General features: G+C 39.5%; 29 protein-coding genes and 2 pseudogenes. 28 read left to right on the top strand and 3 right to left on the bottom strand.

The window, feature by feature from the left end:
- The first annotated feature begins 5 nt into the window (after nucleotides 1-5).
- The 19 genes and pseudogenes from CEF17_RS19240 to CEF17_RS21140 form a co-directional block, all read left to right on the top strand.
- Entirely contained in the window at nucleotides 6-383 is a 378-nt protein-coding gene (locus tag CEF17_RS19240) for a hypothetical protein (RefSeq protein WP_100401132.1), read from the top strand.
- A 24-nt stretch (nucleotides 384-407) separates the two neighbouring features.
- Nucleotides 408-2141: an FAD-binding protein gene (locus CEF17_RS19235; RefSeq protein WP_100401131.1), complete on the top strand. Its 1734-nt coding sequence runs from the start codon at nucleotides 408-410 to the stop codon at nucleotides 2139-2141.
- A 24-nt stretch (nucleotides 2142-2165) separates the two neighbouring features.
- Nucleotides 2166-3089, top strand: coding sequence for a fumarate hydratase (locus CEF17_RS19230; protein WP_100401130.1), 924 nt, complete (start codon nucleotides 2166-2168; stop codon nucleotides 3087-3089).
- 15 nt (nucleotides 3090-3104) lie between these two features.
- A complete protein-coding gene (locus tag CEF17_RS19225; RefSeq protein WP_100401129.1) occupies nucleotides 3105-3701 on the top strand; it encodes a fumarate hydratase C-terminal domain-containing protein in 597 nt (198 codons plus the stop codon).
- A 351-nt stretch (nucleotides 3702-4052) separates the two neighbouring features.
- Nucleotides 4053-4817, top strand: coding sequence for a sulfite exporter TauE/SafE family protein (locus CEF17_RS19220; protein ID WP_100401128.1), 765 nt, complete (start codon nucleotides 4053-4055; stop codon nucleotides 4815-4817).
- A gap of 154 nt (nucleotides 4818-4971) precedes the next feature.
- Complete coding sequence (locus tag CEF17_RS19215) at nucleotides 4972-5949, top strand: tripartite tricarboxylate transporter substrate binding protein (RefSeq protein WP_100401127.1); 978 nt, start codon at nucleotides 4972-4974, stop codon at nucleotides 5947-5949.
- Nucleotides 5950-6439: 490 nt separating this feature from the next.
- Nucleotides 6440-7165, top strand: coding sequence for a FadR/GntR family transcriptional regulator (locus tag CEF17_RS19210; protein ID WP_100401126.1), 726 nt, complete (start codon nucleotides 6440-6442; stop codon nucleotides 7163-7165).
- Between the two features lie 575 nt (nucleotides 7166-7740).
- Nucleotides 7741-9270, top strand: coding sequence for a tripartite tricarboxylate transporter permease (locus CEF17_RS19205; RefSeq protein WP_100401125.1), 1530 nt, complete (start codon nucleotides 7741-7743; stop codon nucleotides 9268-9270).
- A 14-nt stretch (nucleotides 9271-9284) separates the two neighbouring features.
- The gene (locus CEF17_RS19200) at nucleotides 9285-9761 is read left to right on the top strand and encodes a tripartite tricarboxylate transporter TctB family protein (RefSeq protein WP_157843105.1); all 477 of its coding nucleotides are present in this window, start codon (nucleotides 9285-9287) and stop codon (nucleotides 9759-9761) included.
- Between the two features lie 82 nt (nucleotides 9762-9843).
- Nucleotides 9844-10021 (top strand): annotated as a pseudogene (locus CEF17_RS20515) (biotin carboxylase N-terminal domain-containing protein); the annotation flags it as partial.
- A gap of 344 nt (nucleotides 10022-10365) precedes the next feature.
- Nucleotides 10366-11571: a threonine synthase gene (locus tag CEF17_RS19190; RefSeq protein WP_100401123.1), complete on the top strand. Its 1206-nt coding sequence runs from the start codon at nucleotides 10366-10368 to the stop codon at nucleotides 11569-11571.
- Nucleotides 11572-11788: 217 nt separating this feature from the next.
- On the top strand, nucleotides 11789-12799 hold the full coding sequence (locus tag CEF17_RS19185) for a D-cysteate sulfo-lyase (protein ID WP_100401122.1): 1011 nt from the start codon (nucleotides 11789-11791) through the stop codon (nucleotides 12797-12799).
- A gap of 803 nt (nucleotides 12800-13602) precedes the next feature.
- A complete protein-coding gene (locus CEF17_RS20510; protein WP_198509048.1) occupies nucleotides 13603-13911 on the top strand; it encodes a hypothetical protein in 309 nt (102 codons plus the stop codon).
- Between the two features lie 236 nt (nucleotides 13912-14147).
- A complete protein-coding gene (locus CEF17_RS19175) occupies nucleotides 14148-14714 on the top strand; it encodes a hypothetical protein (protein WP_100401120.1) in 567 nt (188 codons plus the stop codon).
- A gap of 78 nt (nucleotides 14715-14792) precedes the next feature.
- The gene (locus CEF17_RS19170; RefSeq protein WP_100401119.1) at nucleotides 14793-15542 is read left to right on the top strand and encodes a helix-turn-helix domain-containing protein; all 750 of its coding nucleotides are present in this window, start codon (nucleotides 14793-14795) and stop codon (nucleotides 15540-15542) included.
- 19 nt (nucleotides 15543-15561) lie between these two features.
- Nucleotides 15562-15885, top strand: a complete 324-nt coding sequence (locus CEF17_RS20505) for a hypothetical protein (protein WP_100401118.1) — start codon at nucleotides 15562-15564, stop codon at nucleotides 15883-15885.
- Nucleotides 15882-16058: a hypothetical protein gene (locus tag CEF17_RS20765; protein WP_232725666.1), complete on the top strand. Its 177-nt coding sequence runs from the start codon at nucleotides 15882-15884 to the stop codon at nucleotides 16056-16058. The genes CEF17_RS20505 and CEF17_RS20765 overlap by 4 nt, the downstream gene beginning before the upstream one ends.
- Nucleotides 15994-16128: a single-stranded DNA-binding protein gene (locus CEF17_RS21145; protein WP_100401117.1), complete on the top strand. Its 135-nt coding sequence runs from the start codon at nucleotides 15994-15996 to the stop codon at nucleotides 16126-16128. The genes CEF17_RS20765 and CEF17_RS21145 overlap by 65 nt, the downstream gene beginning before the upstream one ends.
- A gap of 139 nt (nucleotides 16129-16267) precedes the next feature.
- Nucleotides 16268-16525, top strand: a pseudogene (locus tag CEF17_RS21140) (GNAT family N-acetyltransferase); the annotation flags it as partial.
- A gap of 255 nt (nucleotides 16526-16780) precedes the next feature.
- Here CEF17_RS21140 and CEF17_RS19150 read toward each other — a convergent pair.
- On the bottom strand, nucleotides 16781-17083 hold the full coding sequence (locus CEF17_RS19150) for a hypothetical protein (protein ID WP_100401115.1): 303 nt from the start codon (nucleotides 17081-17083) through the stop codon (nucleotides 16781-16783).
- Between the two features lie 511 nt (nucleotides 17084-17594).
- Here CEF17_RS19150 and CEF17_RS20760 point away from each other — a divergent pair.
- The 7 genes from CEF17_RS20760 to CEF17_RS19125 all read left to right on the top strand — a co-directional run bounded on the left by CEF17_RS20760 (nucleotide 17595) and on the right by CEF17_RS19125 (nucleotide 20386).
- Nucleotides 17595-17747 carry a hypothetical protein gene (locus CEF17_RS20760; RefSeq protein ID WP_232725664.1) on the top strand — a complete coding sequence of 51 codons (153 nt, stop codon included), beginning with the start codon at nucleotides 17595-17597 and terminating at the stop codon, nucleotides 17745-17747.
- A 20-nt stretch (nucleotides 17748-17767) separates the two neighbouring features.
- Nucleotides 17768-18118: a GNAT family N-acetyltransferase gene (locus tag CEF17_RS20755; RefSeq protein ID WP_332835326.1), complete on the top strand. Its 351-nt coding sequence runs from the start codon at nucleotides 17768-17770 to the stop codon at nucleotides 18116-18118.
- Between the two features lie 130 nt (nucleotides 18119-18248).
- Nucleotides 18249-18359 carry an SDR family oxidoreductase gene (locus CEF17_RS20975; protein ID WP_332835324.1) on the top strand — a complete coding sequence of 37 codons (111 nt, stop codon included), beginning with the start codon at nucleotides 18249-18251 and terminating at the stop codon, nucleotides 18357-18359.
- A 666-nt stretch (nucleotides 18360-19025) separates the two neighbouring features.
- Nucleotides 19026-19367 carry a type VII toxin-antitoxin system MntA family adenylyltransferase antitoxin gene (mntA, locus tag CEF17_RS19135; RefSeq protein WP_100401114.1) on the top strand — a complete coding sequence of 114 codons (342 nt, stop codon included), beginning with the start codon at nucleotides 19026-19028 and terminating at the stop codon, nucleotides 19365-19367.
- A complete protein-coding gene (locus CEF17_RS20500; RefSeq protein WP_198509046.1) occupies nucleotides 19322-19534 on the top strand; it encodes a nucleotidyltransferase substrate binding protein in 213 nt (70 codons plus the stop codon). The genes mntA and CEF17_RS20500 overlap by 46 nt, the downstream gene beginning before the upstream one ends.
- Nucleotides 19513-19707: a nucleotidyltransferase substrate binding protein gene (locus tag CEF17_RS21135; RefSeq protein ID WP_198509056.1), complete on the top strand. Its 195-nt coding sequence runs from the start codon at nucleotides 19513-19515 to the stop codon at nucleotides 19705-19707. The genes CEF17_RS20500 and CEF17_RS21135 overlap by 22 nt, the downstream gene beginning before the upstream one ends.
- A 13-nt stretch (nucleotides 19708-19720) precedes the next feature.
- Nucleotides 19721-20386 carry a single-stranded DNA-binding protein gene (locus tag CEF17_RS19125; protein ID WP_100401113.1) on the top strand — a complete coding sequence of 222 codons (666 nt, stop codon included), beginning with the start codon at nucleotides 19721-19723 and terminating at the stop codon, nucleotides 20384-20386.
- 41 nt (nucleotides 20387-20427) lie between these two features.
- On the opposite strand, the gene CEF17_RS19120 is transcribed toward CEF17_RS19125, so the two are convergent.
- Nucleotides 20428-20643, bottom strand: coding sequence for a small, acid-soluble spore protein, alpha/beta type (locus CEF17_RS19120; RefSeq protein WP_442857466.1), 216 nt, complete (start codon nucleotides 20641-20643; stop codon nucleotides 20428-20430).
- Nucleotides 20644-20830: 187 nt separating this feature from the next.
- Between CEF17_RS19120 and CEF17_RS20490 the strand changes: the two genes are divergently transcribed.
- A complete protein-coding gene (locus CEF17_RS20490; protein WP_198509045.1) occupies nucleotides 20831-20980 on the top strand; it encodes a hypothetical protein in 150 nt (49 codons plus the stop codon).
- Nucleotides 20981-20996: 16 nt separating this feature from the next.
- Nucleotides 20997-21557 carry a hypothetical protein gene (locus CEF17_RS19115; protein ID WP_100401111.1) on the top strand — a complete coding sequence of 187 codons (561 nt, stop codon included), beginning with the start codon at nucleotides 20997-20999 and terminating at the stop codon, nucleotides 21555-21557.
- Between the two features lie 146 nt (nucleotides 21558-21703).
- On the opposite strand, the gene pyc is transcribed toward CEF17_RS19115, so the two are convergent.
- Nucleotides 21704-25153, bottom strand: coding sequence for a pyruvate carboxylase (pyc, locus tag CEF17_RS19110; RefSeq protein ID WP_100401110.1), 3450 nt, complete (start codon nucleotides 25151-25153; stop codon nucleotides 21704-21706).
- Nucleotides 25154-25455: the final 302 nt, after the last annotated feature.

The raw sequence follows: 25455 nt of genomic DNA, 5'->3' as shown, positions 1-25455 counted from the left end.
CATAGATGGGTACTCCAGGTTTGCAGAAACCGGTTGAAAAAATACCAGAGATCCCGGTAAAACAAAGGCCGTTTGTAGGTTATATTGCATGGGTTATTCAACGGGTCACGGCATTAATATTACTAGTTTTACTTCCTTTAAAGATATACAGCGGGTATGCAATGACAGGAGAACTGCCTGGAGGAGCTTTTATATCTTCTCTACATGTCAATGCGACCATTGACTCTTTGCTTCTTTTTGCAGTGATCTTCCATGCTCTTTATGGATTCCGAGTCATTCTTATTGATATTGGTTTGGTAAAAGATAATCGAAGTGTTTTTACACTTTTCACTATTATAGGCACTGTGTTATTTGCTGCTGCTTTTTTTGTCATCGTTACCTAAGAAAATGTTAAAGAGGTGAGAGATTTGGAGCGTGTTCAGGCAGATATTCTTATACTGGGGAGCGGAGGAGCGGGTCTCTTTGCTGCACATCATGCAACCGATAAAGATCCTGCCCTCAAAATTATTGTATCAGCTAAAGGAATGATAGGAAAAAGCGGTTGCACTCGAATGGTTCAAGGTGGATACAATGTAGTTCTTCACCCTGATGACTCAGTAGAAAAACATTTTAAAGATACTATTAAAGGAGGAGGCGGAATCAATAATCAGGAAATGTCATGGGTACTTGTCAACGATGCACCAAGACGAATTCGTGAGCTTGAAACGAAAATGGGTGTGTTCTTTGATAGAAATGAAGACGGTACTGTGCACCAAAAACCGTTTGCAGGTCAATCATTTGACCGTACTGTCCATAAAGGAGACCTAACTGGAATTGAAATTATTTCCCGCATGAGGGATCAACTATATAAGAAACAAAATGTTTTGGCATGGGATGAGGTTCGGGCAATTGAATTACTGGTTGATGAGAACAATTCTGTGGCGGGATGTCTAATGCTCAATATGAATACTGGAGAGTTTGTGGTGGTTCATTGCAAAGCTGTTATCGTGGCAACTGGAGGAGCTGCGACGATGTATAAGATAGCTACACCTAGTCTAGAAAAGGCCGGAGACGGAATGGCCATGTGTTACCGAGCGGGAACAGAGTTTTTAGATATGGAAATGATGCAGTTTCACCCTACAGGGCTTCTTGCTGAAAACTCCCGCCTAAATGGTGGTGTATTAGAAGAAGGTCTGCGCGGTGCAGGTGGGTATTTGACAAATGCGCTGGGGGAAAGGTTTATGGAAAAGTATGATCCAGAGAGAATGGAACGTTCTACAAGAGATCGGGTTTCTAGGGCTGCATACATGGAGATTATGGAAGGGCGGGGCACTTCTTTAGATGGGGTATACATTGATGTTTCTCACCTAGGTAGAGAGAATGTGTTAAAGATGTTTCCTGGTATGGTGGAACGGTGTCATGATGTTGGAAAAGATCTTAGTACGGAAGCTGTTGAAATATCTCCGGCGGCCCATTTTCAGATGGGGGGTGTAAAAGTAACAGAAAACTGTGAAACCGATATTCCTGGTTTATTTGTTGCAGGAGAAGATGCTGGTGGAGTTCACGGAGCCAATCGTCTAGGCGGAAATGGCGTGTGTGATTCGACAGTTTTTGGAGCCAGAGCAGGAGATGCTGCTGCTATATTTGTAAGCAATTTAAGTGGTTATAAGGAGATTTCTGAAACTCAGGTCCAATCTGTAGTAGAAGAGGTCACTGCCCCGTTTAGGAGAGAAAAAGGGGAAAACCCTTTCTATATACGCAATGATCTAAAGAACTTAATGTGGGAAAAGGTAGGGCTAGTTCGAAACCAACAAGCGTTAGAAGAAGCGGTGGACCAACTTATAACATTAGAAAAGCGAGTAAATCAGGTCTCTGTAAGAGGAGGTAAGAAGTATAACCTTACCTGGCAGGAACAATTAAATGTTCGAAATCTAGTGACGGTTGCAAAGATGGTTGCTTCAAGTGCCCTTATGAGAACTGAAAGTAGAGGATCACATTATCGTGAAGATTATCCAGAAAGCAATGACAAAGATTGGTTAAAAAATATATATATTTCAAAAGGAAACAGTAGCGTACCGAATTATCGCACAGAACATGTTAACCAGTCACACATTGATTTAAACGAAATTGATGGTTATAAAATTGTGAGTCTATCATCTTGAATCTAAAAAAGAGGTGAGAACAAAATGGCAAACGTGGATTATGTTGCCCCTTATAAACAAGTGTGGGATACAGATGAGAAATTTTACCAAAGTGTAGAAGAAGCCTGTAAAACATTGTATATCGAGTCTTTAAAGGACTTACCCCCTGATGTTCGAACGGCTTTAGAAAAAGCATTTGAAAAAGAAGAATTGGAAAGCGGCAAAGATATTCTGTCTACGCTTATTAAAACTGTTTCAACCGCTGATAACGAAAAGCTTTTGATTTGTCAAGATACTGGTATCCCTGTTTATTTTATAAAAGTTGGAAACCAAGTAAGGTTTGATGGACTCCGGTTAGAACAAGCGATACGAAAGGGGACTGAGCGAGCTACTTTAGAACACCCCTTAAGGAGCAGTATTGTAAACACGCTTTCTCGAAAAAATCATGGGACATCCACTGGGGATCAGGTTCCAATAATTCACTATGAATTTGTAGAAGGCAATCAAATAGAAATATTGATAGTACCCAAAGGATCTGGTTCGGAGAATATGAGTTATCTAAAAATGCTAACTCCGGCAGAGGGAATTGCTGGTATTAAAAAATACGTTCTAGAATGTGTTTTCGAATCGGGAGCCAACCCGTGTCCTCCTACTATTGTGGGGATCGGGCTTGGAGGATCGGCTGATAAGTGTGCTTCCCTTGCTAAGAAAGCAGCGGCACGTGAAGTAGGTTCTCCTAACCCAGATCCTGAGGTACAGAAACTTGAAGAAGAATTGTATACGGCTATTAATAAAATGGGAATCGGTGCTCATGGATTAGGTGGCAGTACAACAGCTTTGGCTGTCCATATTGAGGCGGCTGACACTCATATGACGTGTAACCCCGTAGCCGTTAACATGATGTGCTGGCCGGCTAGAAGAATGAGGGCAACATTTAGTCCACACGAAGAAACAAAGATTACTTATTAAAAAGGAGGGTGCAACATGGCCCATCACCGCTTACAGGCTCCGCTGACAGAAGAAGATATAAACCAATTGTATGCAGGAGATACAGTTACTTTAGACGGCATTATATTTGGAATACGGGATGCAAATTTAATTCGACTGTTTGATAAAAAAGTAGAATTGCCTTCGGATCTTATTCCACAGTTGGAAGGTGCCATTGGGCTTCATACGGCTCCAGGCGTCCGAAAGTTAGAGGATGGAACTTATGAAAAGGTAAGTATTGGGACTACGACAAGCTATCGGATGGATCGTTTTACACGAGGACTAATGCAAGATTATGGGATGAAAGTAATTATAGGAAAAGGAGGTCTTTTAGAAGAAGGAAGTCAAGCTTTGGTGGATCTAAAGGGTTGCTATTTTACTATATTAGGCGGGTCAGCTGCATTAGAAACCACCCAAGTGGAAGAAATCGAGGATATTTGGTGGGAAGATCTTATGCCTGAGGCTATTTGGAAGTTTAGAGTAAAAGATTTCGGTCCTTTAATTGTTTCTATTGATTCTCATGGAAATAATAAATATCAAGATATCAAAAAAGAGGCTAAAGAAAACCTGAATAAGATGTTGGAAAACCTCTAACTCTTTGGCTTTAAAAGAAAAGTCCCTTTATAGTTGATAAACGATATTCTTTGCAATCTTCTCTATGGTGAATTGTGGATTCCCAAGGCAGAGAATCAAAAAATAGGAGATCAGATTTATTCTGCTCAAGAAGAAGAGCCCGGTAATCCCGTTTCTGATTCCTGTGTTTTAGGTTTGTTTATAGTTTAAAAGGATCATGTAGGGCGGGATGCAATGAATTAACCAGCAAATAAAGAGTGTTAAACAACAAAAGTGTGCCATTCCACAGGGACCTCTAGCTGACTGGTAAGGAATAGTAGGGTACAGCAGGGGAGATAAAGCTCTCCTCTGTGGACCAAGAGGGTGAAAATATTGATCATTTTAATGCTTGTTATTGGCCTAATAAGCGGGATTATTACTGGGCTTTTGTCTGTTGGAGGAGGCATTATTTTAATTTTCTTTTTGCTCGTTCTCCCGCCGATCCTTCTCCAATCTTATTTTCCTATGCAGACTATAGCAGCTTTTTCAATAATGCAGGCATTCTTTGCTACTTTATCAGGTGCCTTTTATTACATTCGTGAAAAATTGATCGACTTGGAAATAGTTTTATACTTAGGAGTGCCTGCATTTTTTGGAGGCATTTTGGGAGTAATGATTGCTCACAGTATAACCGATTTTGCTTTAAGGGTAGTATTTGCCATTCTTGCAGCAACAGCTGCTGTGGTAATGTTTATTCCTAATCGCTCAAACATAGAGGGACCTTTTAAGTTTACAGCTATCTCCTATGTATTGTCCGGCGCAGGGGGGATACTAATCGGTGTCATAGGAGGGATGGTAGGGTTAAGTGCCGGCTTTATCTTTGTACCTGTTATGATTTATCTATACCGATTAAGTGTAAAAAAAGCCATTGGTACAAGCCTGGCAACATGTTTTTTGTTAGCTGCTGGCAGCTTCTTGGCAAAACTTGGGGCAGGAGCGGTGTCCATAGAAATGGGGGTGGCTTTAGTAGCTGGTGGCGTTATAGGAGCTCAGATCGGGGGGAGAATTGGAAAGCGTCTTCCTTCATTGGTCTTAAAAAGAACAGCGGCTTTTTCTATTTTTCTAATTAGTATAAAGGTAGTGTATGATCTTTTTTAATTTTTTAAATGTATAGGAAAAAACTATAATTGTTATAAGAAAATTAAATAGATACTTTTCTAAAAAGTCTAAATATTCTGTTGACTATTATTAGTAGTAATAATAGTATGAGGTAAGAGGTAAGACCGCATAAAAATTTTAAGGAGGGATTATTTTGAAAACATATTTGAAAGCGGTTACACTTACTGGGATATTAGCGGTTGTTAGTGCGTGCAATAATACAGCGGAGTCTTCCGTAGATGATTATCCGACCGATAATGTGACGATGATTGTTCCTTTTTCTGCGGGTGGGACAACCGATGTCAACGCCCGCTTAGTTGAAAGTTTCTGGTCAGAGCACTTCGATGAAAACCTTGTGATTGAATACCGGGAAGGGGCTGGAGGAGAAATAGGATTTTCTCAGCTGGCAAACGCAGAACCGGATGGATATACCGTTGGAAATTTAAATGTTCCTCATATTTATTTACAGCCCATGGGACGAGAAACAGACTTCAACACAGATAGTTTTGACTATTTGGCCCGACTTGTATCCGATCCCCAGGTCCTTGTAGTTAGAGAAGACAGCGAGTTTGAGACCCTGGATGACTTTATGGCGGCACTAGAGAGTAACCCTGGCAGTTTAACCGTTGGGATGGTCGGCACTTTGACAGGGGATCACTTAGCAACTCTTAACTTCATGGATGAAACGGGTCTAAAAGTTAATGAGAGTCCGTTTCAAGGGGCAGCAGATTCCATGTCCAACCTGCTGGGCGGTCACGTTGATGCCATCATGGGGAACGTAGGAGACGTGGTTACCGAGCAAGACCGGGTCCGCGTGTTGGCGATAGCGACGGAAGAGCGCCACGAATGGCTGCCTGATGTTCCTACCTTCCAAGAGCAGGGGGTAGATCTTGTAGCGGCGATTGACCGAGGACTGGGGCTGCCGGAGGGGACCCCTGAAGAAGTGTACGAGCAGTTATTACATGCTTTAGAGCAAATTACAAGTGAACCGGAATACGAGGAAAGAATGGAAAATGCCGGTTTGCCTTCAGCGTTCCTTCCTGGAGAAGAATGGGCAGAAGAAATCGAACAGGAAAGACAGGAAGCTGAAGATCTATTAGACGAGTTTGAAGGAGAGATAGAAGAAGAATAGTTGAAAAGGGAGGACCCCAAAGCATCAACCGCTGACTAGTGGTTGATGCTTTTTAGTGAGTCAGTTTATATAGGGATAGAAAGAATGTTATTGAAAACCTAAATAGCATTTATTATTTTTTCAAATTATTGAATCTTGTAAAAATTTTGAAAACTATATTGACGAAAGCGCTTACGAATGAAATAATTTTTATAGAAAGTGGTTAGAGGTATTACCTCTTATTGATTGGCGCTTAAAGTTTTAATTATTTATTCAAGGGAGGAAAAGTATGCAAAAAAAAGTGTATGCAATTAACTCAGAAATATGGGCGCCGAGAAATGGTCCAACTTAATGTAGGAGAGAATTGAGAAACAATCACAGTGCCTATAGACAGTATAGATAGAGGCTATTTTAAAAATTGAAAACGCTTACTTTTTGTGGTTATTTGTACTTCAATCTTCTTTCCTTCATAAAAAAATTGTAAAAGCAGGCATAAAAGGGGAGGACACAGATGTTCAATTTTGTTAGCGAAAAAATTACGAGTTCCACGAAAGTCGTAGAGTATATTCAACAATTGATTATAAACAACGAATTAAAACCGGAAACAAAACTGCCTGCTGAAAGAGACTTAGCAATAATGATGAATGTCAGCCGTCCGACAATTAGAGAAGCATATAAGATATTATCTGCCTTGGGTTTTATAAAAATTCAGCATGGACAGGGGGTGTACGTGCAAAACCCTAAGCAGAGAATGGATATGTTTGCCACTACGTTTTTTCAAACGGAGAGTTCAATTTTTGAACTATTTGAAATTCGAAAAACATTAGAGCCCGAGGCAGCTTACTGGGGGGCAGTAAGAGCTACGGACGAACAATTGGAAACATTATTGAAAAATGTGAATGGTTTTTATGAAAGAGTCATGAGTAGTGAGGTAGATGCTTCAATGTTTGAACAAGCTGACCATGACTTCCACAGCCTGGTGGCCGATTGTGCCAAGAATAGTGTGTATACAGGTATTATGAATAACTTAATTCTATTACTAAAGAAAGTTAGGACTCACACTCTTCAAATTCCTGGACGGTCCTTAATGTCTTTAAAGGAGCACCAATATATAGCCCAAGCTATGCATACAAGAAAAGGAAATGAGGCTAAACAATTTATGATAGATCATTTGAATAGTGTAGAACAAACTTTGAAAACAGCGTTCCAAGAACAAAGAAAAGAGGTTAACAAATAATCTTAACCATTAAAGAAGCAAAAAACGAGCGGATATTTAAAGCACCTGGGTGCTCCAAAGAAGATTCATCCATTGTAACTGACATAGTGGTTGATGCGAATATCCATGGATAGACAGCCATGGTCTTACAAAAAACAAAGGGGAAATATAAGAGAATTGGGCTATTGATAAAGAAGGGAAGCCAACCACCTATGCACAGCAATCCGTTCAGGGTGCTATTCAACTGGTGGGTGGAGCAGAAGGGAGTGCATTAGCTCTTTTTTGTTGGAAGTAATGGCAGGACTGCTGACTTAAGCAATTGGTTGCAATGTAAAAAACTTTATGAGGACGATTGAGGACAGGCAAGAGTATTGTAGGCGAATCAGCCTAATGATAAGCAAAATTAAAAGCTTGACAAAAGCTGCTAGGTTTAATGATATTAATATTCCTGGTGAGAGAAAAGCAAAAACAGCTGAAAGCCGGCTATAAACAGGAATCAAACTAACTTACGAATTTTATAAATAATTAAAAAATGTCAAGCAAACTACTTACCCATTCGCCCATATAGTCGACTTTTTAAAGGAGGAGGAAGAATTATGGGAGCTGACGTTTTACAAGGATTGATGGCAAGTGTTTCACCGGGAAACCTTATGATCATGTCCCTTGCTATCGTAGGCGGAATTATTATAGGATCGCTTCCCGGCTTATCAGCAACAATGGGAGTGGCGCTTTTAGTTCCATTAACCTTTGGAATGGACCCCGGTACTGGGCTTCTTATGTTAGGAGCATTATATACAGCTGCCATGTTTGGCGGCGCCAACTCTGCAATTTTATTAAACACACCAGGGACCCCTGCAAATGTAGCCACTACTTTTGATGGGTACCCATTAACTAAAAAGGGACAGGCTGACAGGGCTTTGGTTACTGCTTTAACATCATCAGTAATTGGAGGAATAATTGGTACCCTGTTTTTATTATTTTTGGCTCAGTTTCTTGCCAACTTTGCGCTACGCTTCGGTCCCCCAGAAAACTTTTGGCTTGCGGTTTTCGGTCTAACCATCATAGGGAGTTTAGCAGGGCGGTCTGTATTAAAAGGAATGATCGGTGGAGGGATAGGTCTATTACTTGCTCTAATAGGAATTGATCCAGTTTCTGGTGCTTCACGATTCACTTTTGGTTTTGGTGAACTAAATCAAGGCATTGAGCTCATTCCGGCAATGATAGGTTTTTTTACCATCCCTCAAATAATTCATTTAATTGAAAGCAGAGATAAATATGTATCCAAGATTGACAAGAGAAAAGGTGTATACAAGGAAGCTTTCTTTAATGTATTTAAAAAGCCTGTAACATTAATAAGAAGCTCTTTAATCGGCACATTTATCGGAATGCTTCCGGGAGCGGGAGGAAATGTTGCCTCCTTCGTAGCTTACAACGAATCAAAACGTTTTTCTAAAACCCCGAAAGAATATGGGAAAGGAAGCATAGACGGCGTTGTAACGAGTGAATCCGCCAACAATGCTACGGTAAGTTCTTCATTAATTCCTCTTTTAACTCTTGGAATTCCTGGAAGCCCGGTTGCAGCTGTTCTATTAGGGGGATTACTCATTCATGGACTGAGACCAGGTGCAGAACTATTTACCGGCTCTGGTCACATAGCCTATACCTTTATGATTGGATTAATTGTAGCTAATATACTGCTTTTAATCATTGGTCTCCTCGGAACTAAGTTTTTTGTTAAAGCATTGAATGTCCCTATTAACTACTTGGTTCCTATTATTACTGTACTTGCAATTATGGGAGCTTATGCTATCCGAAACAGTTTTTTAGATGTGTATATTATGCTTGCCTGTGGGGTAATAGGCTATTTTGCCATCAAAGTAGGCATTCACGTTGGTCCGATTGTCTTGGGGTTGATTTTAGGAGTGATTGCTGAACAAGGTTTTGTCTCATCCGTGATTCAAGCTAATTCTGGTCAAAACCTTTTTGAATTGTTTTTTACCCGCCCCATTACTATCATTTTGATTATCATGACTGTCCTGTCCCTGTTTACCCCGTTATGGGTGGCCTATCAACAAAACAAAGCTAAGGGGACTACAGGATCGAACGACAAAAACATTAATGCATGAGGGGAGAGAAAAAAATGGTATTAAGAGAGCAACTGCGTGATGTGTTTGTTTCCTTAATAGTCATAGGTTTAGGGGTGGTTTTTTATATATTAACTTTAGATTTGAGCCCCCCTTCTGACATTTTTCCAAGATTGGTGATTACCATTTTGATTTTTTTAGGGGTATTACTGTTCCTTAAATCGCTATTCATTAAGAAGGCCTACCAGAAAGAAAGAGAAGAAGAAGGTCATCCTGAAAAAGTTATAGGCGGAGGCCGAAAATGGTTAGGAGTTATCACGCTATTTGTGTTGGTATACCTGATTCCTGTGTTAGGGTTTTATGTGACCAGCTTAGTGTTTTTAATTCTTTTTAGCTGGTATTTAGGAGGGGCTAGAAAAAAAATTAGTGCATTTTTTGTTCCTATTGTCATGGCGTTTTGCACCACCTTGGTGATATATGCGGCATTTGATGTCTTTCTAAACGTCCCTATCCCAGATGGAGTTTTATTTTAGAAGTGCATAATAAATTTACAGTATATTTAGATAATAGAAAAACTGAGGAATAATTAATGAGAGAAGTAAAAAAAAACTAAAAATAAAGAGAGTGTTAATAGCAAACCGCGGAGAGGTTGAAATTAGAATATTTTGGGCCTCTACAGAGTAAAATTGAAACTCTAGCTATTTACTCAAAAGAAAATAGTGGGGCCCTGCATCGTTACAAAGCAGACGAAATCTACCTTGTCGGAGAAGGTAAAAAACCAATTGACGCCTATCACTATTAATTTTGAACGGTCAAACTCGTGAAATTGTAATAAAAGATAAAGTATAAATGCCAGCAATACTTTTCACCCTAAAGTAGAAAATAGCAAATTGACACAAATAGGGGCTTGCATGCCTGGAAGGGTTATTAAAAATCTAATCACTAAGGTGAAAACTACTATCCTATATATGGAGAGGTAAAGAATGTTTATGTTTCTAATGGAGATCCCATAGAAAGAGGATGTTTACTAATTGAAAAAGGAAATCGTTAGTTATTATAGGGCCATTTAGCGACTGTTTTTTATCTTACTGAGCTTATTTAGAGATAACTATTACCTATGAGAAGGGAGATTTCTTTGTGAAGTTTAGTTATGTTTCTCATCTCTACTGTCCTAAATGTGGGAATACGTATAGCACACAAGAAGTCCACCAAGTTTGTGCATGCGGGTCTCCTTTGCTGGTAGAGTACGACTTGGAACAAATAAAGCAATCTTTGAACCGTGAAGATTTGTCAAAAAGAAAACCTACCTTATGGAGGTACCATGAACTATTACCAGTAGAAAACGAACAGAATATTGTGACGTTAGGAGAAGGAATGACCCCCTTTCTTTCCATGCCTGAGCTTGGTAAAAACATGGAAGTGAAACACCTCTTTATGAAAGATGAGGGTTTACTTCCGACGGGCACCTTCAAAGCTAGAGGGGCAGCGGTTGGAATTTCTAAAGCCAAAGAACTAGGTGTAAACAATTTCTCTATGCCAACGAATGGGAACGCTGGTGCAGCTTGGGCATTATACGGAGCAAGAGCTGGCATGAAATCAACAGTCGTTCTGCCGCAAGACGCTCCTAAAATAACAAGAAATGAATGTGCCGTATCAGGCGCAGATGTTTACCTAGTGAATGGTGTAATTAGTGATGCGGGGAGAATTGTAGGGCAGGCTGTGAAAGACTATAACTTGTTTGATGCTTCTACGTTGAAAGAACCCTATCGTATTGAAGGTAAAAAAACAATGGGATTAGAAATAGCCGAACAGATGGGGTGGGAAATGCCTGATGTTGTTTTATACCCAACGGGTGGCGGAGTAGGGCTCATTGGCATCTATAAAGCTCTTAATGAGTTAAGGTCCCTAGGATGGGTTAAAGGCCAATTGCCTAGATTGGTCGCTGTTCAGGCAGAAGGTTGCTCTCCGATAGTAAAAGCATGGGAAGAAAAACAGAAAGTGTCTGATTTTTGGGAAAACTCAGACACTTTAGCTTTTGGTATTAACGTACCAAAAGCCTTAGGAGACTTTTTGGTGTTAGACGCCATCTATAAAACCGATGGGTGTGCAATTGCAATTAGTGACCAGAAAATGGTAGAAGAACAGGTAAAAGTCGCAAATTTAGAAGGTTCCTTTGTTTGTCCTGAGGGAGCAGCAACATTTGCAGCTGTTCGTGAATTAAGAGAAAGTGAATGGATCACTGAAGAGGAGACAGTAGTAGCTTTAAATACGGGAACTGGAATAAAATATCCTGATACACTCAACGTAGAAATACCTAGTCTAGAAAAAGGGGATTTTATTTAGCATTTTAACCAACCGTCCAACCAAAACTGTTTTATGATTGTTTTTGTGCGTGCACAAGCATTGATCTTACAATATAACTCTAATAAGCCTATATATAATGAAGTATAAAATCTTTGGAGAATAATCATGAAGTTTGATACTAAAGTCCAATCAGGAAATAAATTACACATTCATAAGTAAGGTTTATAAAGAAAAATCTTAAGAGCGGGGGGACACAATGAATATTAACAAGATTGCTCGAAGAAAGTATACCGAGCACCCGACAGCAATAGAATATCTTCCTCATGTAACAAAATTTTTAGGCGGACCCAATATATTTGTAAAAAGAGATGACTTACTGGGATTAACGCTGGGAGGTAATAAAACTAGAAAACTTGAATTTTTAGTAGCAGATGCCTTAGAAAAGGGAGCAGATACCTTAATAACTTGTGGAGCCATTCAATCGAATCATTGTCGATTGACTTTAGCGGCTGCTGTTAAAGAAGGATTAAAATGTAGGTTAGTTTTAGAAGAACGTGTTCCTAACACCTATGATCCTGATGCAAGTGGGAACAATTTTCTTTTTAAATTACTAGGAGCTGAAAATATAGATGTCGTACCCGTTGGGACTGACATGCATAAGGAAATGATGAAAGTGTCCTCACTCTTGGAAGAAGAAGGTAGAAAAGGATATGTAATTCCTGGAGGGGGATCGAATGAGATAGGAGCTATGGGCTATGTGGCTTGTGCTCAAGAGTTATTAAATCAAACTTTTCAAATGGGTTTAAACATTGATCATATAGTTACGGCAAGCGGAAGTGGAGGAACCCATGCGGGGTTGCTTACTGGATTTTATGGAAGGAATGCAAATATTCCTATCACTGGTATAAATGTTAGCAGAGGAAAAAAGGAACAAGAAGAATTAATATATAATCTTGTAAAAAAGCTATCTACTTATCTTGAATTAGATCAACCTGTCACTAAAGACATAATTAGGTGCATGGACAATTACGTAGGGGAAGGTTACTCAATACCGACAGATACCATGATAGAAGCAGTAAATATACTTGCACAAAAAGAAGGAATATTATTAGATCCTGTATATACCGGAAAAGCAATGGCAGGCTTAATTCATTTAATTAGAGAGGGTTTTTTCACGGAAGGAGACAATGTTCTGTTTATACATACTGGTGGATCACCCGCCTTGTATGTTTATATGGAAACGCTCTTAGCCTCTCAATCTATATGACTTTTATTAGACGGTGGCAATTTAATTCATTTAATGATGGGCTAGAGGGACCTTATTATGAGGATCATCTAAGGGACTTAGAAAAAGGGGTTCTAAAAAATTAAGTACATGTCTTTTCCTTCTAATATTGATAGCAGGTAACTATGAGAGACGCAAGTGTTAAGGCACCTGCGTTTTTTTCTATACATATTACTTTAACTATTCTCACTAACCAAGCTACAAGGATAAATTTAAAGGTGAGTATGATTCAACCTAAAAAACAGTTAAGAAAAGGATATTCTATTATCAGGGAGAATTCCCTAACTAGCTGCAAACGTGGTGGCTTTTTGTTAGCAGGGGGCATGCTCCTTTACTTATTACGTATTAACGGATATTCCGGTAGTGCGTATAAACATACCTTACGCATTTTGTCTTGTTCTTTTCTTATTTCCTCTGCGTATGACTGATGGGTCTTTTCCTGTTTCCTCTTGTTTTGTTCTTTCCCTCCTAACTGCCCGGTTTTCGTACGCAATCTTTCTCACTCCCAATCTCACAGAATTAAATAAGTACGTTTTTATTAAATGATTACGTAAAAATTAAATAAATACGTTTGAAAGGGTAGTTAAGGTGGGGGAAATAGTGAGCAGTGGAGGGGAGGATGAGCGGGACAGGAAAAATAAGGATGTACTATAAGAATTTCCGTGATTGCATATCAAGTGGTAAAATAAAGGAGGATAACCAGCAGCAAAGAGAGAAAATATACGGTGTTCCTCCGTGAAAAATATTGATTTTAGAGAAGATAGTCATCTATAAACAAAAAAGGAGTGAGATCCGTGACAGCAAATGCATCATCTGCACGTCATACGGTTTATCAAGCATTATATGCCGTTTTCTCTGTTGAAGACCGAGAAGCTTTGCTAGCAGAATTATATAGTCCTCTCCTAGCCAGTAGTGTCGACCAGGGACTAGACGAGGACACTCGAAATAAAGTATATACTCAAACTATACATTTAACTGATGAAGAACTTCGAGCGATGATTGTAACCAAACATACGGACAAAGTGATTTCTATAATACAAACAGGGGATTATCTCCCGATAACCAGCGTGCATGGTAGTCTTAAGTGCTCCTGACCATGCCCAAGGAAGGGTGATAGGATGTTGGAATTGGCTTGATTGGTTGCTATTACGGCTTGTTCTATCCATGGGTCCTAGCGGTTAGAGCAGTAAAGATAAAGACCATTAATTTCCTTATACCGAGAAAAGGGCTCCATGGAAATAGGAGGAGAAAGATACTTATTCCCTTCACGTGATGATGTAAGATACCCTTAGAAATCTGAAAATCTAGTAAAAAAAGGAGAGGAAAACAAATGAGCTTACTAGTTCTAAATGCGATTTTCTATTCTTTTTTGATCGTCTTATTGGCGGTTCATTCTAAAAACTATCTCACGTGTGTTCCACTATCAAAAGCACTCTATAAATATATTGCTCGTCATAACCAAAAAGTGACCTATACAGTGACGAACCACGAACAAAGTTTATTTGAGACTCTTCAAAGAGAATGGACGGCCAGCCAGAAGCACCTCAATTTGTTGATTGTCAGTCTTGTCGTGCCTTCTGTCACTACTGTTCTCCTTAGCCAATTTATCTTGAATGCGTTTTTTTATGAGTTGCTGCTCCTGAATGGTTCAGGGATAATGGCTGTCCTTTCTTACGTGTTTTTGCGCCAGAGACAACGAAACAAAGCAACCCTGGTGGTTTACTCTTCGCTACTGCTTTTCCGAATGCAGCATTCTCCGTATCTACCAGAGGGGGACATTGAACCATATATCAAACAGGTAGAGGGAACGGACACAAAATTTCCTTTATCGTCTCTTATGATGACCTTCCTGCATTTTTCCAAAGATGAAGGGGATCACGTGCCGTCCCTCACCTAAACAAAGGAGGGAGGATTTTTCTCCCTCCTAATGTATGAACGTTTGTCCTCAAATAGAAACTAAAAGAGGTGAAAAAAGATGACTACGAGCACTAGTACGAAACCATTAACCAACAGTATGATTCTTCGTTTCTTTATTGCCAAGGAACTGTACTATACACACCGGTCGTCTTCTGAGTTATGGCAGTACACTAAACATGTCTTAAAACACCATCCTCCAGCTAAACGAAGCTTCCAGTTAGTCATGAGCAAGATGCAACAGGAAGGGTTTGTGAAAGAAAGCTTTAAAGAAAAAAGGACAACCTATTATTCCCTGACAGACGAAGGCAGAGAGTATTACCAAGGGATTAAACTAGCATATCGTGACCGCTTGATGGCAGCCAAACAAGTGGCAGCCGTCTTTTTATATGAAATTACAAAGGAAGGGGAGCGTCCTAAGAAAGGAACAACCATGATAGAAAAAGACCGTCCCTTTTTTAGTTCCCTGGTGTCCGTAAAAGATGTCTTCCGGTATATCGTATTAACACGCACGTACTCAGGGAGAACCATCGTCATTGCCGAACCGGAAACGGAAATGTTAGAAATATATGGGTGGAAAGTATCTACAAGCTATGCCTATGAGGTCGCCATTGAAATGGAAGAAGATCCCGAAATTGGCGGGTTGGTGACAGGAAAATGGGAAGGGGAGAGACGGAGAAAGCGACTGTTAAAAATCACTCCCTTAGGCAGGCAGTTTTACGAGAGAATTAAACAGGATACCGCAGATCGGGTAAGAAATGCTTACCACTACTTAGACACCGTTATTAAGGAGATGGATGATTCAAACTAGAAAAATAGCGATGAATTGAATGGAACAGGAACAAATAAATCTTTTCCAGACAAGGATAAAGACGTGGCGTTACATTGGCAAAGAGAAGGACTCTGGCCGGAAACGTCCCTCCCTGGTGCAAAAAGGAGATCGGGTGATCGTTTCCAAACCAGTGGATCAAATGCCTGATACCATAGGATACTACGACCAGTACAAAAACCAAAATGGGCTTGTTGTACGTATCAAGGAGACAAAAAACAAAGACTCCTTGTATTTCTATAATGCGGTGGTGCTCATGGATAAGACCAAAAAGGAAGCTGTATTCTATGACAACAAACTCCGTCTTATTGAAGATGAATGGTGAAAGTGAAACAAGAGCAGGGAGTCATAGGTAAACCAGAAGATCCAAGAATTGAAGGAGATAAACGATGGACATTAATTATTGTATTGCATTATCCAAGGCTGGTTAATCATGGATCCTCAGCTTCATCATACCAACAGTGGACGAGCGGTCACCCGTTTCCCAATTGCCTCTGAACGTCCCTACACGGATAACAATGGACAAAAGATCGTAGATTTTATACCATTCATCGTATGGAGGGAATAGGGGGCCCTTTCATGTTCGATGCCACACTCCTTATCCCTTCTCTCATAGGAGGGATAAGGAGTTATCGGATTGCATAGCGTGGACTGGACGAACAAGTTGACAACGATAGGTTACTGGTTGGGGGGGACGATTCCAAGGGAAAGGGATAGCGACCGCAGCTTCTAGATCGCTCATTCACTATTGTTTTTATAAATTAAATTTGAATCGAATTAAAATAAGAGTCGCAACCGAGAATTTCAGAAGTATAGCTATTCCAGAAAAACTTGTCTTTACTAATGAAGGATGTCTAAGAAGTGAAGTGTGGAATGGTTACATGGTAAGTACATGGACCATTATGTATTTAGTTTACTTAAAGAAAAATATATGCATGTTGTTCAAGAAAAGAGGTGGTAAATAGATTTGTAGAAAGGAATCAAAGCTTAGCGCTCTGCCATCCATTCGCACTACATGCTTCCACAGGCCTCCGTACTTTGAAGACCGTGAAAAGCACTGGATAAGCACTAACTTTTCTCAAGACCTCAGATTGTCGTACACTTGCTCCTCTATGAAAAAATGTTAAAAAATTGTGTTCATTGGCTTTTATCTTCTTCTGTAGTCGGAATGGTACTGATTGTGTTAGAGTCTTTTATTTCTCCCACCTGGTAACTTCATTTCATTGATTAATGCTTCTAACACTTGAATCAAAGCGAAGTAATAACCCCTCAAGGGCATCGTTATACCAAGCTAGAGTGTTTTTTTTAATTTTGAGAATTTTCTCCGTAAAAAAGCCCACGATAGAACCTATTATAAAAGGAACAAGAGAACCTTCTGCTTCCAAAGTTACCCCTTCGGGTGAGGTTTCTTTATAAAAATTCCAATTCAAAAACGAAATTTCGAATATGTTTCCAACCGTATACAAAAACCCTGTTGACAATAATGCTGCTAACAAAGGAAACCATAACAATTTCTTATTCACGTATACCGCCTCCTTTTATTTATTTTAATATTTAGTAAATAAACTTCAATACATTCAGGAGGAATAGCAACAAAATTCACAAAAGATATCGTTTATTTAAGTGGTTATGAGAATTTCATCTCAAAACCTTATATGTGTCTCTTGAACATACAAAAATCTAAGTCACCCCGTTTGTAACTGTTAACTTGGGCGCCAGTGAATATAGAAAAGCTATTGAAGTTCTGTAAATCTCAAAAAGTCGTAAAGTCATTTTATATGAGAACTGCAAAGATGAATTATGGTTCAAACCGACTTGTTAGATCGCCGTGTATTATATGAGATAAACGGTAGAAAAGTTCGTCATATAATCAATGCCAATATTAAGTGACGAGGAGTAGTTTGTTACGAAGCCTGCATGTCTTGCCGATTCGGAGGAAATACTTCTACTCATGCTTTACGGTTCAAAAGTATGTGCCCTGCACAAACGAAGAAGGGCCATGATAAATAATTATTTACTATTTGAGGTGAAAATTTGGAGATTAAAAAAGCAAGTGAAGAAGATGTCATAGGAATAGCAAGAATTTACGTTGATTGTTGGAAAACTACTTATCATGGCTTAGTACCACAAAGTTATTTGGATGGGTTATCATATGAAGACGCCGAAAAAAATGGTTTAACTTTTTAAACACAGAAAATGAACCCTTTATCTTTATTGCGATAAGTGAAGAAGGTAATATTGTTGGTTTCGCATCCGGGAATAGCATTGATGATGAAAATTTTGGTGGAGAATTACACGCCCTTTATCTATTAGAAGAATGTAGAGGATTGGGTGTAGGAAGACAGTTGTTTTCAGCTATTGCCAAGTATTTTAAAGAAATAGGCATTACTTCAATAATAGTGTGGGTAATGGAACAAAATAAATCTGGACTTGGTTTCTATGAAAGCATGGGAGGAAAGGAATATCTTCGTAGGAAAAATGAGTTTGGTGGAAAGATAGTTAATGATGTTGCTTATGGGTGGAATGATGTTTCAGTTTTATGTATACAAGAAGAATAAAGCTAAAACTTGGTCAACTATTTGGAACAAGAACAACTACAAAATGTAAATGCTGGCGCACTATAAACCAAGCTTTGATTGAATATGAGAAAAGAAGCAAAGAAATTCTAAATAGAATACCCGCTGGAAGGTGGGGACACCAGAGGACATTGTAGGAGCAGTCGTTTTTCTAGCAACGGGAGCCTCCAATTGTATTCATGGGGAAACCATCGTGATAGATGGGGGATGGATGGGAAGATAACGTTCATTTAGTGAAAATAGTTTGGGATTCCATATACAACCTTAAGAATAACTTAAAAACGTATATCAGCGAAAAGAAAAGCTGAACATGCCTGGATTTATCAAGAAGTTTAGCGAGTTGATGCTACGAACAGTGGTGGTTTATCAAGAGGAAAACTCAAAATAGAACATAATATCGCTGAAAGCCAAGGAGATATTTTCAGGTCCTTGGCTTCTTTATTTTCCTTATATATTATAAGCTTTTAAATGATTCTTGGGCTCAAAACCTTTCTATTCTACCAGTCAGACTTATAGGAAAGTGTCATTTCAACTTTAAGAATAAAAGGAGACTGCTGTAGGGATCATAAGCAAAGTCCATCCTAGGATAACAGTGCTGTATAGTGTGTTGTAATGGGAGGGTGGTAGATTTAAAAATTATGGTAAAATTACCTTATAAAAAGTAGTTTGGAAGAAAGACGCCATACAGGGTAGCAATACTCACCATATAGGAAAGGATCAGTTTTATGAGTCTTTATCTGTAGGTTAATATTTTCCGAAAGCTCCCCTTGTTCGATTCATCACTCGCATGCTTTATATGTTGGTTAGATGGGAATCTTATATAAGAGAACGGTAAAAAAAGATGCCCTGCTTATAGGTAGTAAAAAACCACAAAAGGAGAAGATCCCTCATGACGTGGACGACTCTTCAAAAAGAAGTCCTAGAAGAAGTAAAGACTCTTGTGATAAACCATATGAATAGGGATGATGTTTGTATCTATTTGTTTGGTTCTTGGGCCAAAGGAGCGATACAACCAAGTTCAGATATTGATATAGCGGTTGACTATAAAGGTGCGCTAAAGGCAGAATGCTTAGCAAGCCTACGAGATAATCTTGAGGATTCAACCATTCCTTATAACGTAGACGTGGTGGACCTTACAAAGGCAGATTCTTCATTTCGCACAAAAGTAATTAAGGAGGGGATCCTATGGAACGACTGCTTCAACGATTCGAAACCTCAGACAAAGCGTTAAAAACCTTAGAAGAAATCTATGCGTTTGATCATCCCACCCCACTCGAGAGAGATGCCTTTATCCAACGGTTTGAATATACGTATGAAAGCATATGGAAATTAGGAAAACAATATTTACGAGACATTGAAGGTCCCCTAAAAGGGTTATTCGTTCGAGTCGAGAAGTAGGACTGTTAGATGAGGAAGAAACCATTCTGGCTCTTCACATGGTCAATGACCGAAACCTAACAACACACACCTATAACGTGGAGCTAGCTGATGAGCTCTTTCAAAAAATTCCTGGCTATAGCAGACTGATGAGACTCTGGTGGGAAAATATGAAGAAAAGTATCCCTCAATAAAGGAAGAATTGAATTGGACATTAACCATTGCATCATTCAAGGTCGTTTAACCATGGATCCCCAACTTCATTATACCAACAGTGGAAGAGCCGTGACTCGTTTTCCTATTGCCTGTGAACGTCCATATGCGGATAGCAACGGACAAAAGATCGTTGATTTTATCCCGATTATTGTATGGAGAGAATACGCAGAGAGGGTCGCAAACAACCTACAAAAAGGCCAAGAGTGTGTCATCATTGGACGCCTACAATCAAGAATAAGAGACGACCTACATATTAACACTTATGAAGTAGAAACACAGGAGGTCATTTTTGGCCAGACCACAAGAGGACTATCCCTTGATGTTAATCATATTACGATCACAGGGCGCTTAACAACCAACCCAGAGCTTCATTATGTAGGAGAAGACAGTATTGCAGTTACGCGTTTTACCATAGCTTCTGAAAGAAGTTACACTGATAAAGAGGGGAACCCCAAAGTGGATTATCTTCATGCTATTAGTTGGCGCAGTTACGGAGAAAGGTTAGCTAATGACTTAGTAAAAGGTATGTCTGTAACGATAACGGGGAGGATCCAAAGCCGAAAACATAAGAAACAGCAAGCAACGATTCACGAGATCCACGCTGATAAAGTGAAATATAATTACGAGACTACAAACAATGTTGAAAAGTCACTATGAAAGGGCCGTCCACTGTATGGGCTGCCCTTTCTTTACCTAACTTAGTGAACTTGGCTGCCGCCTAACCGCTGTTCTGCCATTTGTACTAAACGCTTGGTAATCTCTCCACCAACCGATCCATTAGCTCTAGCTGTGGAATCAGCGCCAAGTTGAACACCAAACTCTTGAGCAATTTCCATTTTCATTTGGTCTAATGCTTGTTGTACACCTGGCACTAGAAGTTGATTTGAGTTATTGCTTTGTTGCTGTTGGTTCATCATGACTAACTTCCCTCCTTTGTCCTGATTTGAGATTAATTTCTTCTTATATAAAAGAGGACATACCTGGAACTTTTTGTTAACTTTCATAAAGTGGTAAAAATACTTTGAAGGTCAATAAACATTTACGGCTGCTTTCGTTTGTACGATACAATGAGGATGGTAGAAAACCAGAGGAGGGGGAAGAATGCTTAACAAACTCATACGGTTTTTATTCTCTGTCAAAAGAGTGAGAGGAGATGCTAGAGCTGCTAGTAGAGGGCCAGGAGCACTCGGCAAACGAACCATAAAAAGAAAGGCACGAAGAGCGGTTATGAGAAAGATAAACAAGTGGTAAAAAAGGGGAGTGCAGCGTGGAGAATCTGAATCAAGAGTACAACAAGCTCATGGAAGGATTGCTTAAGCCATTTCCCGATGGAGCGATTAAACAAAATAAGAGCGGACGTCCTTACATAGAAGTTGATACGTACATCGAACGGTTGAATGAAGTGGCTGGACACCTCTGGAACTGGGAGCTAACAGAAGGACCAACCTTGTATTATGAGGAAGAAGAGTTGTTAGTCAGAGGAATCCTTACCATTATGGGGGCAAAGAGAGAGGGAATTGGTACAGCGCCTCTGAGAAGATCAGAAAAAGGAAAAGTGACCAATTTAAAATACGGTACAAGAGCGGCATCTATGGATGCCTTACGGGATGCTTGTGACCTTTATGGCATGGGATGGAAACAGCTAAAGCAACGAGAGGCAAGTAGCAAAAACAAAAGTAAGGAGTCACCAACGAGTTTATCTCATGTTACCTGTACCCGATGTAAGACGGTTCTCACTGTGGATGATAAAGAAGTTTTGAAAAGCCACAACGTCAAACTTTCATTTTGCAGCCGTTGCCTACCACCCCATTTTTTGAAGGAAGAATAAAAGTGTAGATTATTATCCACTTTTCCTACTCTACCATTATGTCTTTGTTGTGAAGCAAAGGTTCAGTAAAAGTTTTAAAAATTTAAGAAAGGGGATAGACTTTTGTCATATCCCCTTTCTTGTGAATGCTATAGTATAAATGTCACTTACACGTCAATTTCAATTAATAGATCTCCTGTATCGATAGTGTCTCCATCCTTAACATGTATTTCTTTAATTTCTCCTCCTGATATTGCTTGAACAGTCGTTTCCATTTTCATTGCTTCTGTAATCATTAAGTGATCACCTTTTGTAACTTTTTCACCTTTAGCTACCAGGGTCTTAATCACGGTGCCAGGCATAGTTGCCCCAATATGACTAGGATTTGACTTATCAACCTTCGCTCTTTCTGCAACAGAAGTTTTTACGTTTTGATCCTTTACTACTACTTCCCGCGCTTGACCATTTAATTCAAAATAAACCGTTCGATTCCCATTATCCTGAGGTTTAGACAGTGAAACGAACTTGACAATAAGAGTTTTACCTTGCTCGATTTCCACTTCAATTTCCTCGCCTAGTCTAAGGCCGTAAAAAAAGGTACCCGTATCTAAAACGGAAACATCTCCAAACCGTTGACAAAATTCTTCCATCTCTAAAAAGACTTTTGGGTAGATTGCATAAGAGACAAGGTCAAGGTCCCTGACTGGGCGATCCAACTTTTCGAGGAGTTCTTTCTCGATGCCTGTGAAGTCTATATCTTTCATGTTTGCCCCTGGACGTTGGGTAATTGCTTCTCTCCCTTTAAGGATGATTTTTTGTAATTGTTCTGGAAACCCTTGATACGGCTGTCCTAGGTACCCCTGAAACAATTCAACCACAGAGTCAGGAAAATCCAAATTTTCCCCCTTTTCATAGACATCTTCCTCCGTTAGTTCGTTTTGGACCATATACAAAGCCATATCTCCAACCACTTTAGAAGAAGGAGTGACTTTAACTATATCTCCAAACATATCGTTTACACGACGATACATTTTTTTAACTTCTTCCCAACGATCTCCTAATCCCACGGCTTTTGCTTGTTGTTGGAGATTACTATATTGCCCACCTGGCATTTCGTGTTCATATACCTCGGTGTGGGGTGACTTCATTCCACTTTCAAATCCTTTATAAAATTGACGAGTAGAATTCCAGTATTCGCCCAGTGATTCTAAGGCATTGATATCTATTTTAGGTTGTCGTTCCTTACCTTCCAGGGCATAAAATAAACTATTAGCACTAGGTTGAGAAGTGGAGCCGGCCATCGTACTAACAGCCACATCTACTATATCCACTCCTGCATCAACCGCTCTTGCATAGGTAAAAATTCCATTCCCACTAGTATCATGGGTGTGAAGATGAATAGGAATGTTTACCGTCGCCTTCAGTTCACCAATTAACTCAAAAGCAGCTTCAGGTTTTAAAAGACCCGCCATATCTTTTATACCTAAAATATGAGCACCTGATTCTTCTAACGCTACAGCCATTTTCTTGTAATAATTTAAATCGTACTTACTTCGTTGAGGATTGAGGATATCCCCTGTGTAGCACAAAGCAGCTTCTGCCACTTTGTTTTGCTTACATACTTCATCAATGGCAAGCTTCATGCCTTCGATCCAGTTTAGGGAATCAAATATACGAAAGACATCCATTCCAGCGTTGGCTGATTTCTCTACAAACTGCTGAATCACATTGTCTGGATAATTTTTATAGCCCACTGCATTTGAAGCGCGAAGAAGCATCTGAAGTAAGGTATTTGGCATCCGTTCTCTTAAAGTGATTAAACGCTCCCACGGATCTTCGTGCAAGAATCGCATTGCTACATCAAAGGTAGCGCCTCCCCACATTTCAGAAGAAAATAGATTGGGTAGCATCTTAGCAGTAGGTTCGGCTATTTTTTTTAGATCGTAGGTTCTAAAACGTGTGGCAAACAATGATTGGTGAGCATCACGGAAGGTTGTATCAGTAAGAAGTACTTCTGGTTGCTCTTTTACCCATTGGGCTAGCCCCTGTGGGCCCCTGGCTTCTAAAACTTGTTTAGTCCCAGAGGGAAATGGTCCTGATTTGTTAATATAGGGCACCCGTGGCAGATTAAATACGGGCTTTTTTTCATGTTCGAGACCAGGATAACCATTGACAATGGTTTCGCCAATAAAGGATAACATTTTAGTGCCTCTGTCTTTACTCTTTGCTAAGTTAAATAATTCGGGAGTCGTGTCAATAAAAGAGGTATTATACTCGCCATTTAAAAAGTCTTTATGTTGGATAACATTTTCCAGAAAAGAAATATTCGTTTTAATACCGCGAATTCTAAATTCCCGTAAGTTCCTTAACATTTTGGCTGCTGCTCCATCGAATGTTAAGGCCCAGGTAGATACTTTTACTAACAAGGAGTCATAGTAGGGTGTAATCACTGCTCCTTGAAATCCATTTCCAGCGTCAAGTCTTACACCAAATCCTCCACTAGATCGGTAGGCCATAATCCGCCCTTTGTCAGGCATGAAATCATTTGCAGGATCTTCAGTTGTCACACGGGATTGAATCGCATACCCTGACATTTTAATTTCCTCTTGTTTAGGTATTCCGATTTCAGGGCCATGAAGATTACATCCGTCAGCAATATATAACTGTGTTTGAACAATGTCTATTCCTGTAATCATTTCTGTAATGGTGTGCTCTACCTGTATTCTAGGATTTACTTCAATAAAGAAAAAGTTCCCTTTAGCATCAACCAAAAATTCCACGGTACCAGCATTTTTATAACCAATCTTTTGACTAAGTTTTACCGCTGACTCGCATATTTCTTCACGCAACTCAGGGTCTATTGAAATGCTTGGAGCCACCTCTACAACTTTCTGATGGCGTCGTTGGACAGAACAATCTCTTTCATACAAATGAACAATATTTCCATCTTCATCACCTAGTATTTGAACTTCAATGTGTTTGGGGTTCTCCACATACCTCTCGACATATACTTCATCGCTTCCAAAAGCAGAGCGGGCTTCAGATTTCGCTCTGTTATATGCTTCCTCTAAAGAGGATTCATCCCGAACAATGCGCATCCCTCGGCCACCACCGCCCAGAGATGCTTTTATAATCACCGGGTAGCCATGTTCATTACAAAAGTCTCTTATTTCTTCCATGCCAGAGACCGGCCCGTCTGTTCCCGGGATAACGGGGACTGATGCTTGAATAGCGGTGTTACGGGCTCTTACTTTATCACCAAACATATGTAAATGCTCAGTGTCTGGTCCAATAAATATAATTCCTTCTTCCTGACATCGTTTAGCAAATTCAAGGTTTTCAGATAAAAAACCGTATCCAGGATGAATGGCATCAACATTATTTGCTTTAGCAGTTTCCAAAATATCTTCAATATCTAAGTACGCCTCAATGGGTTTTTTTCCAACTCCGATAAGATAGGCCTCGTCTGCTTTGTATCGGTGATAAGACCCAGAATCTTCTTTGGAATATACCGCGACTGTTCGAATGTGTAACTCCGTACAAGCTCGAAAGATGCGAATAGCAATCTCTCCACGGTTTGCTACAAGAACTTTTTTGATGTTTTTTAACTCGTTCATAGGTCCCCTCCTAAAAGTGTGAGATCTCAAACACATTTTTCTGACTATTCTAAATATGTTTCATCATAACATGCGTTTTTTTACTGTCAAACGCAAACATTTTTTTTACGGGGAAGTCGATTTTGGCTATAGACCCTTTTATATCAATATTTATAGCGTAAGAAGGGGGGTTAAAAAACTATCTCCACAGCTTAAATAAGACCTCTTAGTTTCCCTTACTAAACTTTGAGGACAAAAGGGAGGTAATCCTCATTCTTTCAATGTTTGCTGAGATTCTAATTAGTAAGGTGACAACGTAAAAA

It is taken from the genome of Bacillus sp. FJAT-44742 (assembly GCF_002797315.1).
GTDB lineage: Bacteria > Bacillota > Bacilli > Bacillales > Marinococcaceae > Thalassorhabdus > Thalassorhabdus alkalitolerans.
Note: the sequence above shows the minus strand (reverse complement) of the source record. Positions and strands in the feature narration are given on the sequence as shown.

Excerpts from the sequence above, each read along its gene's own strand:
- CEF17_RS20490 (WP_198509045.1), top strand. The coding sequence starts at position 20,831 with ATGCTTAACAAACTCATACGGTTTTTATTCTCTGTCAAAAGAGTGAGA.
- mntA (WP_100401114.1), top strand. The coding sequence starts at position 19,026 with ATGACGTGGACGACTCTTCAAAAAGAAGTCCTAGAAGAAGTAAAGACT.
- CEF17_RS19175 (WP_100401120.1), top strand. The coding sequence starts at position 14,148 with ATGAGCTTACTAGTTCTAAATGCGATTTTCTATTCTTTTTTGATCGTC.
- CEF17_RS19225 (WP_100401129.1), top strand. The coding sequence starts at position 3,105 with ATGGCCCATCACCGCTTACAGGCTCCGCTGACAGAAGAAGATATAAAC.
- CEF17_RS19200 (WP_157843105.1), top strand. The coding sequence starts at position 9,285 with ATGGTATTAAGAGAGCAACTGCGTGATGTGTTTGTTTCCTTAATAGTC.
- pyc (WP_100401110.1), bottom strand. The coding sequence starts at position 25,153 with ATGAACGAGTTAAAAAACATCAAAAAAGTTCTTGTAGCAAACCGTGGA.
- CEF17_RS19230 (WP_100401130.1), top strand. The coding sequence starts at position 2,166 with ATGGCAAACGTGGATTATGTTGCCCCTTATAAACAAGTGTGGGATACA.
- CEF17_RS19120 (WP_442857466.1), bottom strand. The coding sequence starts at position 20,643 with ATGAACCAACAGCAACAAAGCAATAACTCAAATCAACTTCTAGTGCCA.
- CEF17_RS19185 (WP_100401122.1), top strand. The coding sequence starts at position 11,789 with ATGAATATTAACAAGATTGCTCGAAGAAAGTATACCGAGCACCCGACA.
- CEF17_RS20500 (WP_198509046.1), top strand. The coding sequence starts at position 19,322 with ATGGAACGACTGCTTCAACGATTCGAAACCTCAGACAAAGCGTTAAAA.
- CEF17_RS19210 (WP_100401126.1), top strand. The coding sequence starts at position 6,440 with ATGTTCAATTTTGTTAGCGAAAAAATTACGAGTTCCACGAAAGTCGTA.
- CEF17_RS19205 (WP_100401125.1), top strand. The coding sequence starts at position 7,741 with ATGGGAGCTGACGTTTTACAAGGATTGATGGCAAGTGTTTCACCGGGA.
- CEF17_RS19170 (WP_100401119.1), top strand. The coding sequence starts at position 14,793 with ATGACTACGAGCACTAGTACGAAACCATTAACCAACAGTATGATTCTT.
- CEF17_RS20505 (WP_100401118.1), top strand. The coding sequence starts at position 15,562 with ATGGAACAGGAACAAATAAATCTTTTCCAGACAAGGATAAAGACGTGG.
- CEF17_RS21145 (WP_100401117.1), top strand. The coding sequence starts at position 15,994 with ATGGATCCTCAGCTTCATCATACCAACAGTGGACGAGCGGTCACCCGT.
- CEF17_RS19240 (WP_100401132.1), top strand. The coding sequence starts at position 6 with ATGGGTACTCCAGGTTTGCAGAAACCGGTTGAAAAAATACCAGAGATC.